Source organism: Bradyrhizobium sp. Pha-3 (assembly GCF_042258615.1).
Classification (GTDB): Bacteria; Pseudomonadota; Alphaproteobacteria; order Rhizobiales; family Xanthobacteraceae; genus Bradyrhizobium.
In genome coordinates, this window is sequence record NZ_CP170152.1 from 7,869,486 (window position 1) to 7,884,500 (window position 15,015).

General features: G+C 59.2%; 12 protein-coding genes. 1 reads left to right on the forward strand and 11 read right to left on the reverse strand.

Going from position 1 to position 15,015, the window contains the following annotated elements; all coding sequences use genetic code 11:
- Positions 1 to 5: 5 nt before the first annotated feature.
- From nifX to ald, 11 genes are all read right to left on the reverse strand, one after another.
- A complete protein-coding gene (gene nifX, locus ACE10Z_RS36795; protein ID WP_375785075.1) occupies positions 6 to 401 on the reverse strand; it encodes a nitrogen fixation protein NifX in 396 nt (131 codons plus the stop codon).
- A complete protein-coding gene (nifN, locus tag ACE10Z_RS36800; RefSeq protein ID WP_375785076.1) occupies positions 398 to 1,807 on the reverse strand; it encodes a nitrogenase iron-molybdenum cofactor biosynthesis protein NifN in 1,410 nt (469 codons plus the stop codon). Before nifN ends, nifX begins: the two co-directional genes overlap by 4 nt.
- Positions 1,808 to 1,816: 9 nt before the next feature.
- On the reverse strand, positions 1,817 to 3,463 hold the full coding sequence (gene nifE, locus ACE10Z_RS36805; protein ID WP_375785077.1) for a nitrogenase iron-molybdenum cofactor biosynthesis protein NifE: 1,647 nt from the start codon (positions 3,461 to 3,463) through the stop codon (positions 1,817 to 1,819).
- A gap of 98 nt (positions 3,464 to 3,561) precedes the next feature.
- Entirely contained in the window at positions 3,562 to 5,118 is a 1,557-nt protein-coding gene (gene nifK / locus ACE10Z_RS36810; RefSeq protein WP_375785078.1) for a nitrogenase molybdenum-iron protein subunit beta, read from the reverse strand.
- Positions 5,119 to 5,185: 67 nt separating this feature from the next.
- Positions 5,186 to 6,688: a nitrogenase molybdenum-iron protein alpha chain gene (gene nifD / locus ACE10Z_RS36815; protein ID WP_375785079.1), complete on the reverse strand. Its 1,503-nt coding sequence runs from the start codon at positions 6,686 to 6,688 to the stop codon at positions 5,186 to 5,188.
- A 459-nt stretch (positions 6,689 to 7,147) separates the two neighbouring features.
- Complete coding sequence (locus tag ACE10Z_RS36820) at positions 7,148 to 8,395, reverse strand: cysteine desulfurase (protein WP_375785080.1); 1,248 nt, start codon at positions 8,393 to 8,395, stop codon at positions 7,148 to 7,150.
- Positions 8,392 to 9,714, reverse strand: coding sequence for a Fe-S cluster assembly protein SufD (gene sufD / locus ACE10Z_RS36825; protein ID WP_375785081.1), 1,323 nt, complete (start codon positions 9,712 to 9,714; stop codon positions 8,392 to 8,394). Before sufD ends, ACE10Z_RS36820 begins: the two co-directional genes overlap by 4 nt.
- A gap of 19 nt (positions 9,715 to 9,733) precedes the next feature.
- Positions 9,734 to 10,486 carry a Fe-S cluster assembly ATPase SufC gene (gene sufC / locus ACE10Z_RS36830; RefSeq protein ID WP_375785082.1) on the reverse strand — a complete coding sequence of 251 codons (753 nt, stop codon included), beginning with the start codon at positions 10,484 to 10,486 and terminating at the stop codon, positions 9,734 to 9,736.
- A gap of 69 nt (positions 10,487 to 10,555) precedes the next feature.
- Entirely contained in the window at positions 10,556 to 12,052 is a 1,497-nt protein-coding gene (gene sufB, locus ACE10Z_RS36835; RefSeq protein ID WP_375785083.1) for a Fe-S cluster assembly protein SufB, read from the reverse strand.
- A 186-nt stretch (positions 12,053 to 12,238) separates the two neighbouring features.
- Complete coding sequence (locus tag ACE10Z_RS36840) at positions 12,239 to 12,433, reverse strand: 4Fe-4S binding protein (RefSeq protein ID WP_342709650.1); 195 nt, start codon at positions 12,431 to 12,433, stop codon at positions 12,239 to 12,241.
- Positions 12,434 to 13,131: 698 nt separating this feature from the next.
- A complete protein-coding gene (ald, locus tag ACE10Z_RS36845) occupies positions 13,132 to 14,244 on the reverse strand; it encodes an alanine dehydrogenase (RefSeq protein ID WP_375785084.1) in 1,113 nt (370 codons plus the stop codon).
- Positions 14,245 to 14,808: 564 nt separating this feature from the next.
- On the opposite strand from ald, the gene ACE10Z_RS36850 reads away from it, so the two are divergent.
- Positions 14,809 to 15,012, forward strand: coding sequence for a hypothetical protein (locus tag ACE10Z_RS36850; RefSeq protein ID WP_375785085.1), 204 nt, complete (start codon positions 14,809 to 14,811; stop codon positions 15,010 to 15,012).
- The last annotated feature ends 3 nt before the right edge of the window (positions 15,013 to 15,015 follow it).

Below are 15,015 nucleotides of genomic sequence, written 5' to 3' on the forward strand. Positions count from 1 at the left end.
TCATCTCATTCGTCGAACTCGAAAGTGCGCCGTTGGTCCCTCGCCATGACCTTGCGTAGCCAGGGAGGTGGCGTTCCCTTCAGGACACGCTCGAGCTTTTCCAGCAGCACTAGGATGTCTTCTGGCTTGTTCACCTTGATAGGGTGGATCTTGTTGGCGACCACCCGCGCAGCGCCGGCACCGCCAATAGCGGCGACGTAAAGGATTGAGCAATCCTTAATCGCCTCGATCTTCGGCGCCAACTTGTCGTCGTTGCCGTCTTCCTTGAGATCGCCCTCAAACTCAACCGCTTTGAGAAACACGTGCCCGCTTGGCGCGACATCGTAGATAGCGATATTCTTTGCCCAACCAAAATGGGCATCGACGCGTCTTAGGTCTTGAGTGGCGAATGCGACCTTCATGCAATGGACCTCTCGGCTGCACCGATGGAGCTGCGGTGCCCGGATTTCGGTGGCAGTGCGGCCGCAGCCCGCCATCTGTCCGGTGTAGGCTGATGGTTCTCCTCGCGGTCCGCGATCACGAGATTGGCGATGTCAAAGATCAAATCGCGCGTACCACGATAACCGACGGATAATTGGTGTCCTGCGCCCAGTCGATCGAACATCGGAAAACCCACACGATAGAACGGGATTTTCAGCCGAGCCGCCGCTTGCCTGCCGTGCGAATGCGTGATCAGCAAGTCGCAATGCTTGGTTCTGGCAAGCTCTTCCAGATCTCCAAGATCGCCAATTAGCACCTGCTTGGTTTTGATCCGCTCGATCACCTGCGACGGCGTGGTCGTTACGGCCGCGCACACCTGCGCACCCATGTCGTGCAGCATACTGGAGAGATCCAATAAGAGATCCGGCTCAGCGGCGATCGCGAGTCTGCGACCGCCAATATGGAAGTGTGTGTCCAGCATCGCATCGGTGAGCTGGCCGCGCTGGCGCCGATATTTCAATGGTACGGGCCGACCGCTGATTTCGCTTAGAAACGTCATGAATTCGTCGTTCGGACCGAGGCCGCACAGCCGCTCGAAGAGGCGAAATGGCACGCCGCTCTTGGCCTGCATGACCTCTGCCGCGCGCCGCATCTGCGCGCCGATTGCTATCGTCCACCCAGCGCGGCCCATGCTCGCAATTTCGTCGACGCCGATGCCGCCGATGGTCGTTGCCGTAAACTCATCGGGGATATGCCCATCGAGCGATCCCGCCAGATCAGGCAGGAAGGACGGCCGCAACCCAAAATCCTCCAGAATGACACGGAGTTCGTCAAGATCACCCGGCGTGAGGTGACATCCTGGAAGAACATTCACTCGCGAGGGATCGCGAAGGCCATTGACGTGGGGCCGCTCCACCAACAACTCCACGATGCGCGCCACAGCCTTCTCCCAGCCGTCCTGGAACGCACCCTTGAAATCGGGAGTCGAGACATAGACCAGCGCCAATTTAGCGAGTTGCGGATGCTTGTCCCGGATGAGCTTGAGGTAGGCATCCACATCGTCACCATTGGTCTCGGTGACACCGGTCGAGCAGATTCCGATGATCTTTGGCTTGGCGCGGTTGTAGATATTCAGTATCGCCTGCTCGAGATTCTCATGGCCGCCGAGCACGGTCGAGACCTCGCTCATCGCGGTGGTCTGCAGCGGTACGGCCTCCCTGAAATGCCGCACAAAGAGCGTGAGCCCGAAGGAAGTGCACCCTTGCGAGCCGTGCAGAAGCGGCATCGCCTCACGCAGCCCCATGAAGGCGAATGCGCCGCCGATCGGCTGGCTCATCTTCAGCGGGTTGACCGCGCAGGCTTTTGTCGATGCCGTGACGATCACCATGACACCTCCCTATTCTGCGGCGTGTAGCATGGCAGATGGCGAGGACACCAAGATCTCCTCGATACGTTTCTTGCAGCAACCACCGACCGCATTCGTGTGCTCTCTGACTGCCTCGACGCTCCTCAGACCGTGCCAGTAGATCGCATCCTCGATCGTGCCGAGATCGACCGTGTTACAGAAGCAGATTTTCCTCGCGCGGCGCGGCGTTTCGGCGAGCGCCGGATCGCGGGCGATCCCGGCCACCGTCGATTGCATTTGCTTCTTCGCCTTGGCCAAGGCCTCCCACGGCGCCGGTCGACGTAGCTGTTCCCACATCGGATTGGAGAGCGACTTATCGATCTCCTCCACTAGTTTGACCATGCCGACATAGCCCATATAGGCGTGGCAACGCTCCTGGTTGATATCGAGCCAGGGCACCGCCGCTTTCAGCGCGACGAACTGCGATTTGCCGCCCGATAGCATGATGTCCGCTTTTGCGTCCTTCAGCATCTTGTCCATTTCCCGCGGCGTCATATCCTCGATCATGTGGGCATCTTGCCCCACAAGCTCCCTGATGCGTTGCTTGTCCTCCCTTGTCGACTTCTTCACACTGGTTCCGACCAATTCGAGCCCGGCTTCCTGCAGTGCGGCAACGACCGACCACGACTTGACGCCGCCGGTAATCAACAAAGCCTTCTTGCCTTTCAAACGTGGCCGGTACGGCTCGATCGCAGCCCAGGCCCACGCTTCCTCGCGCGCGATCACCGCTTCGGTGCGCCCGAGCAGCTCCTTCGGCGCGCCGCGTTCAACCAACAAGCGGGCAATCTGACGCAGCGAATCGCTTGAATCCTGGATACCGTAGAACGACCCTTCGAAGAACGGGATCCCGTAGCGTTCCTCCATCTTGCGTGCGACGTTGATCATGGCCTTTGAGCACACCAACATCGCCGCCCGCGCGCGATGGGATGAAGCGACTTCGCCATATTTGCCGTCGCCCGAGATGCAGGAGAGAATCCGGATTCCGAGCTCATCTAGCAATGGCTTCACTTGCCAGAGCTCTCCCGAGAGATTGTATTCTCCGATCAGGTTGATGTCGTACGGCGTGGTGCAGTCCGGCTCCCGCGTTCCGATCACATGGTCGAGCAAGGCCTCGCCGGCGAGCTTGTTACCGAGGTTCTTGGAACCAACGAACCCCGGGGAGTTGATCGGGATCACCGGCTTGCCGAACCTTTTGGATGCCGCCTTACAGACGGCGTCGATGTCGTCACCGATCATCGCCGGGATGCAGGTCTGATAGACGAAGATGGCGGGCGGGTCGCACTTGTCCACGATTTCCTTGATCGCTTTACAAAGTCGCTTCTCGCCTCCAAACACGATATCAGTTTCGTTCATGTCGGTTGTGAATGCGGTGCGCCACAGATTCGAGCCGGAAGACGCCGCGCCGCGATTGTCCCAGGAGTTGCCTTCACACGCGATCGGACCATGCACCAGGTGAGCGACGTCGGTAAACGGCTGCAGCGCAATCTTGGCGCCGTCGAAGGCACAGCCGCCCGCAGCACTGCCCGGCTGCAGCTGCTTAGTGCAGCCCTTCTTGCGCTCAGCCTCCGACTTACTGCCATTCTTGGCGCAGCCCGGCTCGTCGAAAATATTCTGGACGGTGGCCGCTAGCGAATTCATCCGTTTTTCCTCTCAGCCGAAGCCAATTGCAAGGTCACCCATCGTGCGCCTGTGCCATCGCCGAGTGTTTTCGGCGATGGCACGCGCACTGTTCGTCATCAACGAATGATGTCGAAGCTGTAGTCAGTTTTGCCAAGAACATTGGTCTTCTTGTCGATTTCGTCGAAGATCTTGTCGAGGATCTTCACCAGCACATTCAGGCCGCCCTGATAGCCCCATACAGGGGAGCGGTGATGGTGATGCCGATCAAAAACCGGAAAGCCGATGCGGATCAGTGGCGTTCCAGTGTCACGCTCGAGATACTTGCCATAGGTGTTGCCAATCAGAAGATCGACCGGTTCGGTGAACAAGAGCGAGCGCATATGCCAGAGGTCCCGGCCCGGATAGGACTGGCAGCTCTGCCCGAACGGTGAGCTTGCAAACAGCGCCCGCATTTTTTCCTGCCACGCCTTATTGCCGTTGGTTGACAGCACATGGGTCGGCTCGGCGCCAAGTTCGAGCAGAAAGGCAGCTAACCCATAGCAGAGATCTGGATCGCCATAGATCGCAAACTTCTTGCCATGGATGTGCGCGCTGGAGTCAGCGATGGCATCAACCAAGCGGCCACGCTCTCGCGCGAGTGTCTCAGGAATCTCCTTGCCGCTGATGCGTGATAATGCCACGAGAACGTCATCCGTTGCGGATACGCCCACCGGGTAATTGAAAGACACGACGTGCTGACCATGCTCAGATACAAACGGCAGCGTTTTTTCCGTACACCACTGCTGCATGGAGATTGTCGCCTTGGCGTGAACCGCGTTTGCCGCGTCTTCCAACGTGGTGCCGCCGTCATACATGCGGAACTCGCCATCTGTCGGGGTATCGAAGACTTCCGAATTATCGGCCAGTATCGTGTGTTGGATGCCCATCAATGCCAAGATGCGCTTAATCTCGCGAAGGTTTCCGACGGTGTAGCCATCGAACCCGCCAATGATGTTGATTGCCTCGTTTGGCCTGCGCTCTAGCTTTGGCGCTGTTCCGGCCTTGCCATCCCAAAAATGCTCCAGAATGCCCTTGAGCGCGTTGTCATAGCCGGTGACGTGGCTGCCGACGAACGCTGGCGTGTGCGCGAACGGCACGTCGAACTCCGCCGGAACAGAGCCTTTCTCCTTAGACGTCTTGATGAAGGCGTTGAGGTCATCACCGATCACCTCTGCCATGCAGGTCGTGGAAACGGCGATCATCTTGGGTTTGTACATGTTGTAGCTGTTGGCGAGCCCATCGATCATGTTGTTCAGGCCGCCAAATACCGCAGCATCTTCCGTCATCGACGAAGAGACGCAGGAGCTCGGTTCCTTGAAGTGCCGCGACAGATGGCTGCGGTAATAGGCCACGCAGCCTTGCGAGCCGTGGACGAATGGCAGCGTGCCCTCAAAGCCAACTGAGGCGAATACGGCGCCAAGCGGTTGGCAGGCCTTGGCCGGATTTACCGCCAACGCCTCCCGCGCAAAATTCTTCTCGCGGTATTCCGGTGTTTTCGTCCATTCCTTGATACGTTCGACCTCAGCGGGATCGCGGGGATTCTCGAATATTTTCTTGGTGGCCAGCATCTGCTGGTATTCTGGACCGCGGAACAGTTCGAGATGATCGAGCACGTGTTCTGCACTCTGCGCCATTGTTAAGATCCTTCACTATCGAATTTGGTATCGCCAGAGCTCTCCGCAGAGAGCGAGATTACTTGCTTTATTCCGCAGCCAAGAGCCTGGCTTTCGGCGCTTCTTTCCAGGGCGCCTTCGTCTTCTTCCAGACCGGCGAGTTGACAGCCATGTCCATGTCGCGTGCGAAGATCGCAAAGCCGTCATAGCCGTGATATGGGCCCGAATAGTCCCAGGAATGCATTTGCCGGAATGGCACCCCCATCTTTTGGAAGACGTATTTTTCCTTGATGCCCGAGCCGACCAGGTCGGGCTGGAGTTTTTCGACGAAGCGCTCGAACTCATAGCCATTGACGTCGTCGTAGATGAGCGTGCTGTCCTTCACGTAGTGCTGGGCGGTGCGCTGATAGTCATCGTTGTGGCCGAACTCGTATCCGGTGCCTACGACTTCCATCCCGAGATCCTCGTATGCGCCAATCACGTGACGCGGACGAAGTCCGCCGACGTACAGCATCACGGTCTTGCCCTCCAGGCGAGGACGATATTTTGCGATCACGGCGTTTACCAGCGGCTGGTACTTTTCAATCACCCGCTCGGCGCCTTCCTTGATCTTATCGTCGAAATAGCCCGCAATCTTGCGCAGCGATTCTGCGATCTTTGAAGGTCCGAAGAAGTTATACTCGCACCAGGGGATACCGAACTTCTCTTCCATGTGGCGGGAGATGTAGTTCATGGAACGGTAGCAATGCAGAATGTTGAGCTTTGCCTTCGGCGTTGCCTCGAGTTCGGCGAGTGAACCGTCACCGGACCACTGCGCAATCACCCTCAGTCCCATTTCCTCCAGCAGAATTCGCGATGACCAGGCGTCGCCGCCGATATTGTAATCTCCGATGATCGCAACATCGTACGGCGTCGGCTCGAACTTTGAATTGCCGTCGGGCTCGAGCTTGTCGAAAATCCAATCGCGCACCGCATCGTTGGCAATGTGGTGGCCGAGCGACTGCGACACGCCGCGAAAGCCCTCACAGCGGACCGGCACGATGGTCTTGCCGTCATATTCCTTGGATTTCGCTCTCGACACGGCCTCGATGTCGTCCCCGATCAGCCCGATCGGGCATTCCGACTGGATGGTGATGCCGTTGTTGAGTGGGAAGAGCTCCTGGATTTCGTCAATGACTTTGACCAGCTTCTTGTCACCACCAAATACGATATCCTTTTCCTGGAAATCGGAGGTGAATTGCAGGGTCACGAAACTATCGATGCCCGTCGTGCCGACGTAGTAATTGCGCCGCGAGCCCCACGAATACTGACCGCAGCCAACCGGGCCATGGCTGATATGGACCATGTCCTTGATCGGTCCCCAGACCACCCCCTTGGACCCTGCATAGGCGCAGCCTCTGATGGTCATCACTCCGGGAATGGATTTGATGTTGGACTTGACCCCGCAGTCGGACTTGCCGGCTTGGTGAACGTTGAGATGCTTGGCGCGACGTTTCGCGGTCTTCTCCGGATAGGCCTTCAGCACCTCCTCAATCAGCTCTTTGTTGCGAGCCCTGATTTCTGCGATGCTCTGGGTCGTGGCGAGACTCATGCTGATGTCCTTCAAGGGTGGGAGAGCGACTTCTTGACCAGGACTTTTGCAACGAGCATGCCAGTGCGGCGTGAGCACAAAAAGCCGAATGATTGAAATCGATTAGCGCATTTCGTTGTCCGGGACTGGGTGTTGTTGCAAACGCGACATCGCGCTTTGCCCGGCGAGCCTTCGTTTGGTCCTGTTGGAAATGGAACAAGTGCTGACTATATGGGAAATTGCACCGCACGATTTACGGCGTGCGGGCTGCCGTTCGCTGTACTTCGCGATCAGGCTGGCGGGGCAGCGGCCCGTAACGAGGAAGCCACCCGCCAGGCCGGCTGGCCGACTGCGGGGCTTGCCAAGACCTCCAGAGACTTACCTCTGCGATGACGATGATGCCCAATGGGCATGACCTCATCATCAGCCCGAGGTCAATACAAACTGGCCTAGCCACTTAGACGTGGCAAGCTCGCCGGCTCACGAGAACAGCTGCCGCGCCCTGATGAGCGCCCGCACGAGCGTATCAATCTCTTCACATGTGTTGTAAAGTCCGAAAGATGCGCGGCATGTCGCCAGCACGCCGAAGCGCTCGAGCAGCGGCATCGCGCAATGGCTCCCCGCACGCACTGCTACTCCGGCACGGTCGATGACGGTGGCAATATCATGGGCATGCGCGCCTTTCATATCAAAGGAGATGACCGGCCCCTTATCGGCCGTCGTCCCGATCATGCGCACGGAGTTGATGTTCCCCAGCTTCTCCTGCGCGTAAGCGAGCAGCGCGTTCTCGTGCTTGCGAATCCGCTCCTTGCCTATCGCATTGATGTAATCCACAGCCGCCCCCAAACCGATCGCCTCGACGATCGGCGGCGTCCCCGCCTCGAACCGATGCGGCGGATCACCATAGATGACGCCGGCACGCGAGACCTGACGGATCATCTCGCCGCCACCGTTGAAGGGCGGCATCGATGCCAGATGTTCAGACTTGCCGTAAAGCACGCCGATCCCGGTCGGACCATAGAGCTTGTGGCCTGTCATCACGTAGAAATCGCAATCGATGTCGCAGACGTCGACGGTCAGATGGACACATCCTTGCGAGCCGTCGACCAGCACCGGGATACCACGTGCATGTGCGATCCCCACGACGTCTTTCATCGGCAGGACGGTACCTAGCACGTTCGACATCTGGGTGATCGCAACCATCTTTGTGCGCGGGGTCAAGAGCCGTTCAAATGCATCGAGCAGGAAGTTGCCGTCATCATCCACTGGCGCCCATTTGATGACTGCGCCGAGCCGTTCCCTTAGAAAATGCCACGGCACGATATTGGAGTGGTGCTCCATAATAGACAGAACGATCTCATCACCCGGGGTGATGCGTTCACGGCCAAAGGTCTGGGCGACCAGATTGATGGCCTCCGTGGCGCTGCGGGTGAAGACGATCTCCTCGTTTAGACGTGCGTTCACAAACCGCGCCACCTTGGTACGGGCACCTTCATACGCCTCGGTCGCCGCGTTAGCGAGGTAGTGCAAGCCACGATGTACGTTGGCATACTCGCTGGAATACACCTGCATCATACGGTCAAGCACCGCCTTCGGCTTTTGCGCGGATGCAGCGTTATCGAGGTAAACGAGCGGCTTGCCGTACACCGTCATGGCCAGCGCAGGAAAGTCCGTACGCAGACGGTTGACCTCGTAGCGACCATTGCTAATCGCGGGATGCACGCTCATCGCCGCGCCTGCAGCCAGTGTTCAACCTGAACGGTCACAAAATCGCGCAGATTCTCGGCGGCGATCTGCTCAATCGACTCTCCGAGGAATGCCTTGATCAGCAGCGTTTGCGCATCCTTCTCGGATAGACCCCGAGCGCGCAGATAGAATACGAGAGTGCCATCCAGCGCACCTGATGTCGATCCGTGGCCGCAGGTCACGTCGTCAGTCAAGATTTCAAGTTCTGGCTTATTGTCCGCCTCGGCCTGGTCGGACAGAAGCAGCGCGCGCGTCGTCAGCGTGGCGTGCGTCTTCTGCGCGGCGGGACGAACGACGATTCGGCCCTGGAACACCGAGCGGCCGCAATCATCGACGACCGCGCGGAACGTCTCCCGACTGCTGCAATGTGGTACGGCGTGGTCGACTACGATTGTTGTATCGGCGTGCTGCTTTTCCCTGAGAAGATTGACCCCGTTCGCCGAGAGCTTGGATCCCTCGCCGGCCAGCGTGACGAATCCCTGATAGCGACTGATGGAACCGCTGCAGGTCATGTTGAAGAGATTGAGCTTCGCCCCGGCGCCGACTGCAATGATCCCCGAAGAGATGTTCACGGCGTCAGCGGCATCGGCTGCCACCCGGACGTGCGAAAGGCTCGCCTCGTCCCCAACCAGGACGATGATCGCATCGTTGGTTTGATAGCCGCTCGCGCCTTCAGCTGAAACGAACGTTTCCACCACAGCCGCATGCGCCCCTTGATCGAGCTGCAGATAGGACCGCGTAAAGTTGGACACCGACAATCCGGTAGCAACGTGAACGATCTGAATCGGACGCTTCACCGCATGGCCCTCAGCGATCGTTATGACCAGGCCATCGGTCGCCATTGCGGCATTGAGCGAGATCACCGCATCAGTCGTCGTCGACAGCACCAGACCTGCTATCGCGTTATTGGCCGAGTTCTCCAGAACCTCTCGCAACGACCGCACATCGACCCCATTCTCCAGCCTGCCGACGTCGGATAGCTCGGGTGCGAATATGCCATCCACCAAAACGAGTTTGACCGCCTGATCGGCAGCTCTTTGCTCGGTCGACGCCTGTGCGCGCAGCAGTGCAGCTGCGTCCGGTCGCGGAGCGAGTGGCAGTACCTCGCCGATCAGGGCGCGTAGATCGGTGTATTTCCAGGCCTCCGTACGCCGATGCGGGAGGCCGACACGCTCATAGGCCTCGAATGCCCTTGTACGGATATGGGCGACAGGGCCTGTGCCAGGCAGCCGTCCATGCGCCGCGGCGAAGACGTTGCCCATTGCGCCTGCGGCGCCGGCTTTGGCTAAAACCTGCTTCATCAGGAAATTCCTTGAGCGGTCAGGCCGCGTCCTCGAACTGGGCGTAGCCACAAGCCTCGAGCTCCAGCGCGAGTTCTTTACCGCCGCTCTTCACCACCCGGCCCTTCGACATCACGTGCACGACATCGGGCACGATGTAGTCGAGCAGCCGCTGATAGTGGGTGATGACGACCATCGCGCGCTCCGGCGAGCGCAGTGCGTTGGCGCCGTCGGCGGCAATCCGCAGCGCGTCAATGTCGAGGCCGGAATCTATCTCGTCCAGGATGCACAGACTCGGCTCGAACAGCGCCATCTGCAAGATCTCGTTGCGCTTCTTCTCGCCGCCGGAAAATCCGACATTGACGCCGCGCTTGAGCATGTCCTGTGGGATGTTGAGCGACTTGGCGACCTCGCGGACCTTTTTCAAAAATTCGGGGGTGGAGAATTCCTGTTGGGCGCGCGCCCTGCGCTGGGTGTTCAGCGCGGTACGCAGGAAGTCCATGGTGGTCACGCCGGGAATCTCGACCGGATACTGGAACGCCAGGAACACGCCCTTGGCGGCGCGCTCATTGGCCTCCATCTCCAGGAGGTTCTCGCCCCTGAACAGGATCTGTCCGCCGGTGATCTCATAGCCCGGCTTGCCGGCGATGACGTGGGAGAGCGTCGATTTGCCGGAGCCGTTCGGCCCCATGATCGCGTACACCTCACCCGCATTGATCTTAAGATCCAAGCCGCGAAGAATTTCGCGGTCCTCGACACCAACATGCAAATCTCGGACTTCGAGTAGCGCCATTCTGATCTGATCCCTGAAATGCGTCATCCGGAACGCGAGCCGTATTCGGGGGGCTTGCGGAACGTTTAGTTATCCGACAGATCCCTCGAGCGAGACCGAGATCAACTTCTGTGCCTCCACCGCGAATTCCATCGGCAGTTTTTGCAGCACGTCCTTCGCGAAACCGTTGACGACGAGGCCGATGGCTTGCTGCTCGCTTAAGCCTCTGTGCACGCAGTAGAACAGCACGTCCTCGGAGATCTTCGACGTGGTCGCTTCATGCTCGAACGTTGCCGAGGAGTTCTTGGCCTCGACATAGGGCACGGTGTGCGCGCCGCATTTGTCGCCGATCAGGAGCGAATCGCAGGCGGTGTAGTTGCGCGCGCCGGTGGCTTTACGATGCGCACTGACGAGGCCGCGATAGGTGTTCCGCGACTTGCCGGCGGCGATGCCCTTGGAGATGATCCGGCTCGACGTGTTCTTGCCGAGGTGGATCATCTTGGTGCCGCTATCGACCTGCTGGAAACCGTTCGAGATCGCGATCGAGTAGAACTCGCCGCTCGAATTGTCGCCGCGCAGGATGCAGCTCGGATATTTCCAGGTGATCGCCGAACCGGTCTCGACCTGGGTCCAGGAGATCTTGGAATTCCTGCCGCGGCAGTCGCCGCGCTTGGTGACGAAATTGTAGATGCCGCCCTTGCCCTCGGAATTGCCGGGGTACCAGTTCTGCACCGTCGAATACTTGATCTCGGCATCGTCGAGTGTGACCAACTCGACCACGGCGGCGTGCAACTGGTTCTCGTCGCGCTGCGGCGCGGTGCAGCCTTCAAGATAGGAGACGTAGGAGCCCTTGTCGGCGATGATCAGCGTGCGCTCGAACTGGCCGGTGTTGCGCTCGTTGATGCGGAAATAGGTCGACAGCTCCATCGGGCAACGCACGCCCGGCGGCACGTAAACGAACGAGCCGTCGGAGAACACCGCCGAGTTCAGCGTCGCGAAGTAATTGTCCGTGGTCGGCACCACGGTGCCGAGATATTTCTGCACCAGCTCGGGATGCTCGCGGATCGCCTCCGAGATCGGCATGAAGATCACGCCGGCCGCCTTCAGCTCCTTCTGGAAGGTGGTCGCCACCGACACCGAATCGAACACGGCGTCGACCGCGATCTTGCGGCTGGGCGACGGCGCGCCACCAGGCGGCGGCTCGACGCCTTCGAGGATCGCAACCTCGCGCAAGGGAATGCCGAGCTTCTCGTAGGTCTTGAGGATTTCCGGATCGATCTCGTCGATAGAGGACAGCGTCTTCTTCGGCTTCGGCGCCGCGTAGTAGTAGATGTCCTGATAGTCGATCTTCGGATAGTTCACGCGCGCCCAGGTCGGCTCGGTCATGGTCAGCCAGCGGCGATACGCCTCCAGGCGCCATTCCAGCATCCAGGCCGGCTCATTCTTCTTTGCAGAGATGAAGCGGACGGTGTCTTCCGACAGCCCCTTCGGGGCCTTGTCGGACTCGATCTGCGTCTCAAACCCATATCGATACTGGTCGACGTCGATGCGCCGGACGCGCTCGACCGTCTCTTGTACAGCTACCATTGCCCACTCCGCGCGCGCAAGGACGACTCCAGCCAGTTCCGGCGCGCCCTCTCCGAGCTGATCGCGCAAGTCACGGCCAACTCGGGGCCGGCGAGCGCGAGAATCAGGCGTCGAATCCAAAAGACGGACGCCGTCGGTAGTGTCGTCATCATGTTTCGCGCCGGAGCCCCACTCATCAGCTACTCCTTATGCCGGCACGCAGGTCTCGGGCACCGGGCAAACGACGGCGCATTGCGGCGCGTCAAAATGCCCCTCACATTGGGTGCACTTGGTCGGATTGATCACATAGATGTCGTTCTTAAGGCTGATCGCGGCGTTGGGACATTCAAACTCACACGCACCGCAGACGGTGCACTGGGACGCGATTATCTTGTAGGCCATCACTGCGATTCCATAAGCAGAAGGTGCGGGACGGTTTCTTGCGTTCAAGTCTTGTGCCAAGAGCCTAGGCTTGATTTGTCTCGGCTATTTTCCATAGCGCTTGTCGCCGCCTCGACGGCGTGTCGCAAATCCTACAATCGGCATCGCGGTGGCTTGATCTCGATGCCGTGGTTTGTGCAGATCGTCGATCTGACGGCGGTCAACCGACCAGGTGGACCGCGTTCGCAACCCCAGGGCGCCATCGTTCCGATGGCTGCGGTGACGCGGCTACAATCAAGCCGCGCCTCGTCCCGAGTGCTCCGCTGCCGCGTCAGATCGCCCTGACCCATCTTATTGGCTCTGCTCACCGGACGGCGGCGGATTCGGCGCGTCTCCACAGCACGGCCGGAAACGGTCGCGGCGATCGCGCCAGATAAAGCCACACTCCAATGATCGCGGGCTCTCAGGGTGAGCCGCTGCACGCAATGTGCAATCCCCGCCGGCAAACCTACATTCAGGCGCCCAGTGTGGGGCGAAAGTACATTGTTTCGCAGCCCGAGGAGGGCAGAAATCCAATTGTGATCGTCTGGTGATCCCGGCTTCGCTCCACGTTCCAAACAACTGCCAGCGGCGCTTTGCGGATTGATAGAGCCGAAAAAAATGCCACCCCGAAGGGTGGCCCAAGTCAGGGAGGAAATGCCCCGTAAGGGCCTCTGGGATCAGGCCGCAGCCTGGTCGATCGGTGAGAAGGGGAGCCCGAGGCTCTCGGCCACGGCCTTGTAAGTTAGCCGGCCCCGATGGACATTGAGGCCGGCGCGCAGGTGCGGATTTTCGAGCACGGCGGAAAAACCCTTGTTGGCCAGAGCCAGGCCAAACGGCAACGTGGCGTTGTTCAGTGCTTGGCTCGAGGTCAGCGGCACGGCGCCGGGCATGTTGGCCACGCAATAATGAATGACGCCATCCACTTCGTAAGTTGGATCAGCGTGAGTCGTTGGGTGCGACGTCTCAAAGCAACCGCCCTGATCGATAGCGACGTCCACGATCACCGCCCTCTTACGCATCGAGCTCAGCATGCCCCGCCGGACTAGCTTCGGCGCGCTCGCACCTGGAACGAGCACCGCACCAATCACCACGTCGGCCGCAAATACCTCCTCCTCCACCGAATCGATGGTCGAGAACCTGGTCCGAACGCGCCCTTCAAATAGCTCATCCAGCTCGCGGAGCCGGGGTATCGAGCGGTCGACGATGGTGACCTCTGCGCCCAAACCGATCGCCATGCGCGCCGCGTGCGTACCAACGACGCCACCTCCAATCACCACGATCCGGGCCGGCTGAACACCGGGCACCCCACCGATCAACAGCCCTCGTCCGCCTGCACTCCGCTTCAGGGCGCTACCCGCCGCTTCGATCGCAAGTCTACCCGCGACCTCGCTCATCGGTGCCAGCAGTGGAAGACCACCATGCGCATCAGTTACGGTCTCATAGGCGATCGCGGTGCACCCGGATTTTAGGAGCCCCTTGGCTTGCTCCGGGTCCGGGGCCAGATGCAGATAAGTGAAGAGGATCTGGCTCTCCCGCAGCTGGCTCCATTCGGACGGCTGAGGCTCCTTGACCTTTACGATCATGTCGCTCGATGCGAATACCTCAACTGCGGAAGTTAGAATCGCTGCGCCGGCGTTGCGGTAATCGTCGTCCGTTGCACCAATGCCCGCGCCGGCATTGGTCTCGATCATCACGCGGTGGCCCGCGGCCACGTATTCGCGAACAGCTCCAGGGGTAAGGCCCACGCGATATTCGTCCGCCTTGATTTCCTTTGGAACGCCGACCTTCATTTGAAAACTCCCTGCCCGAAGAGCTTTTCTAACCGGAAGAGCGCAGCGATATTGCGACGCAGGCGCGCAAATGGTGCAGGAATTCAGCGATCTTTGAGCAGCGGCGCAGGATTTCAAACAAGCAGATATTGGGCGGATTGAATGACCACTCTGAGCTTAAGCATCGTTCCCTCCGCGGCCGAAGCGAACAGGCTCTCGACCGCAATGGCAGCCCGCTGCTGAAAAAGAAGGGGATATAATGGAACGGTGGACGTCTTGATAGCGTCTAGGGAATTGCCTTCCGCCGCTCACAAGGGGGCCTTCCGCTCTGGGCGAACGTATCCTCATCTCATTGCCTGCGAATCACGTGTTGGCTATACGCAAGGTCAATGACTGCATGGAACCTTGGTGGTCAGGCCGTTCTCCTGAGCCGCCTAGATCCAGGAGAGGAGATCGCGACTCTCTGATCTCAAAGCTGCTCTTGTGCAACAGTAGGTCCAAAATCGAGCGCAACGATGCAAGTCGAAGCCTTGTAAAGAGCCTCGTAAGAGCGGCCCGCGCCTCCCTTCAGCCCTGGAGTGGCAAGTGGCAGCAACGACTTTGCCTGGTTTGAGCTACCGCGAACTGCGCGATGGCAATAAATCGTTTCGAATTGGGTTCTCGGGTCGTGGTAAAGCTAACAACGAAAACCAAGCCTTGCCGAATTTCTTGACGAGTGATCATCGCAGCCCGGCAGCTGAGCAGGACTGGCCGCAAATTTTAGGCTCGTTTGTCGGTGCTGATGGCTAATGA

Coding starts and splice junctions, on each gene's coding strand:
- nifX (WP_375785075.1), bottom strand. CDS start 401: ATGAAGGTCGCATTCGCCACTCAAGACCTAAGACGCGTCGATGCCCAT.
- nifN (WP_375785076.1), bottom strand. CDS start 1,807: ATGGTGATCGTCACGGCATCGACAAAAGCCTGCGCGGTCAACCCGCTG.
- nifE (WP_375785077.1), bottom strand. CDS start 3,463: ATGAATTCGCTAGCGGCCACCGTCCAGAATATTTTCGACGAGCCGGGC.
- nifK (WP_375785078.1), bottom strand. CDS start 5,118: ATGGCGCAGAGTGCAGAACACGTGCTCGATCATCTCGAACTGTTCCGC.
- nifD (WP_375785079.1), bottom strand. CDS start 6,688: ATGAGTCTCGCCACGACCCAGAGCATCGCAGAAATCAGGGCTCGCAAC.
- ACE10Z_RS36820 (WP_375785080.1), bottom strand. CDS start 8,395: ATGAGCGTGCATCCCGCGATTAGCAATGGTCGCTACGAGGTCAACCGT.
- sufD (WP_375785081.1), bottom strand. CDS start 9,714: ATGAAGCAGGTTTTAGCCAAAGCCGGCGCCGCAGGCGCAATGGGCAAC.
- sufC (WP_375785082.1), bottom strand. CDS start 10,486: ATGGCGCTACTCGAAGTCCGAGATTTGCATGTTGGTGTCGAGGACCGC.
- sufB (WP_375785083.1), bottom strand. CDS start 12,052: ATGGTAGCTGTACAAGAGACGGTCGAGCGCGTCCGGCGCATCGACGTC.
- ACE10Z_RS36840 (WP_342709650.1), bottom strand. CDS start 12,433: ATGGCCTACAAGATAATCGCGTCCCAGTGCACCGTCTGCGGTGCGTGT.
- ald (WP_375785084.1), bottom strand. CDS start 14,244: ATGAAGGTCGGCGTTCCAAAGGAAATCAAGGCGGACGAATATCGCGTG.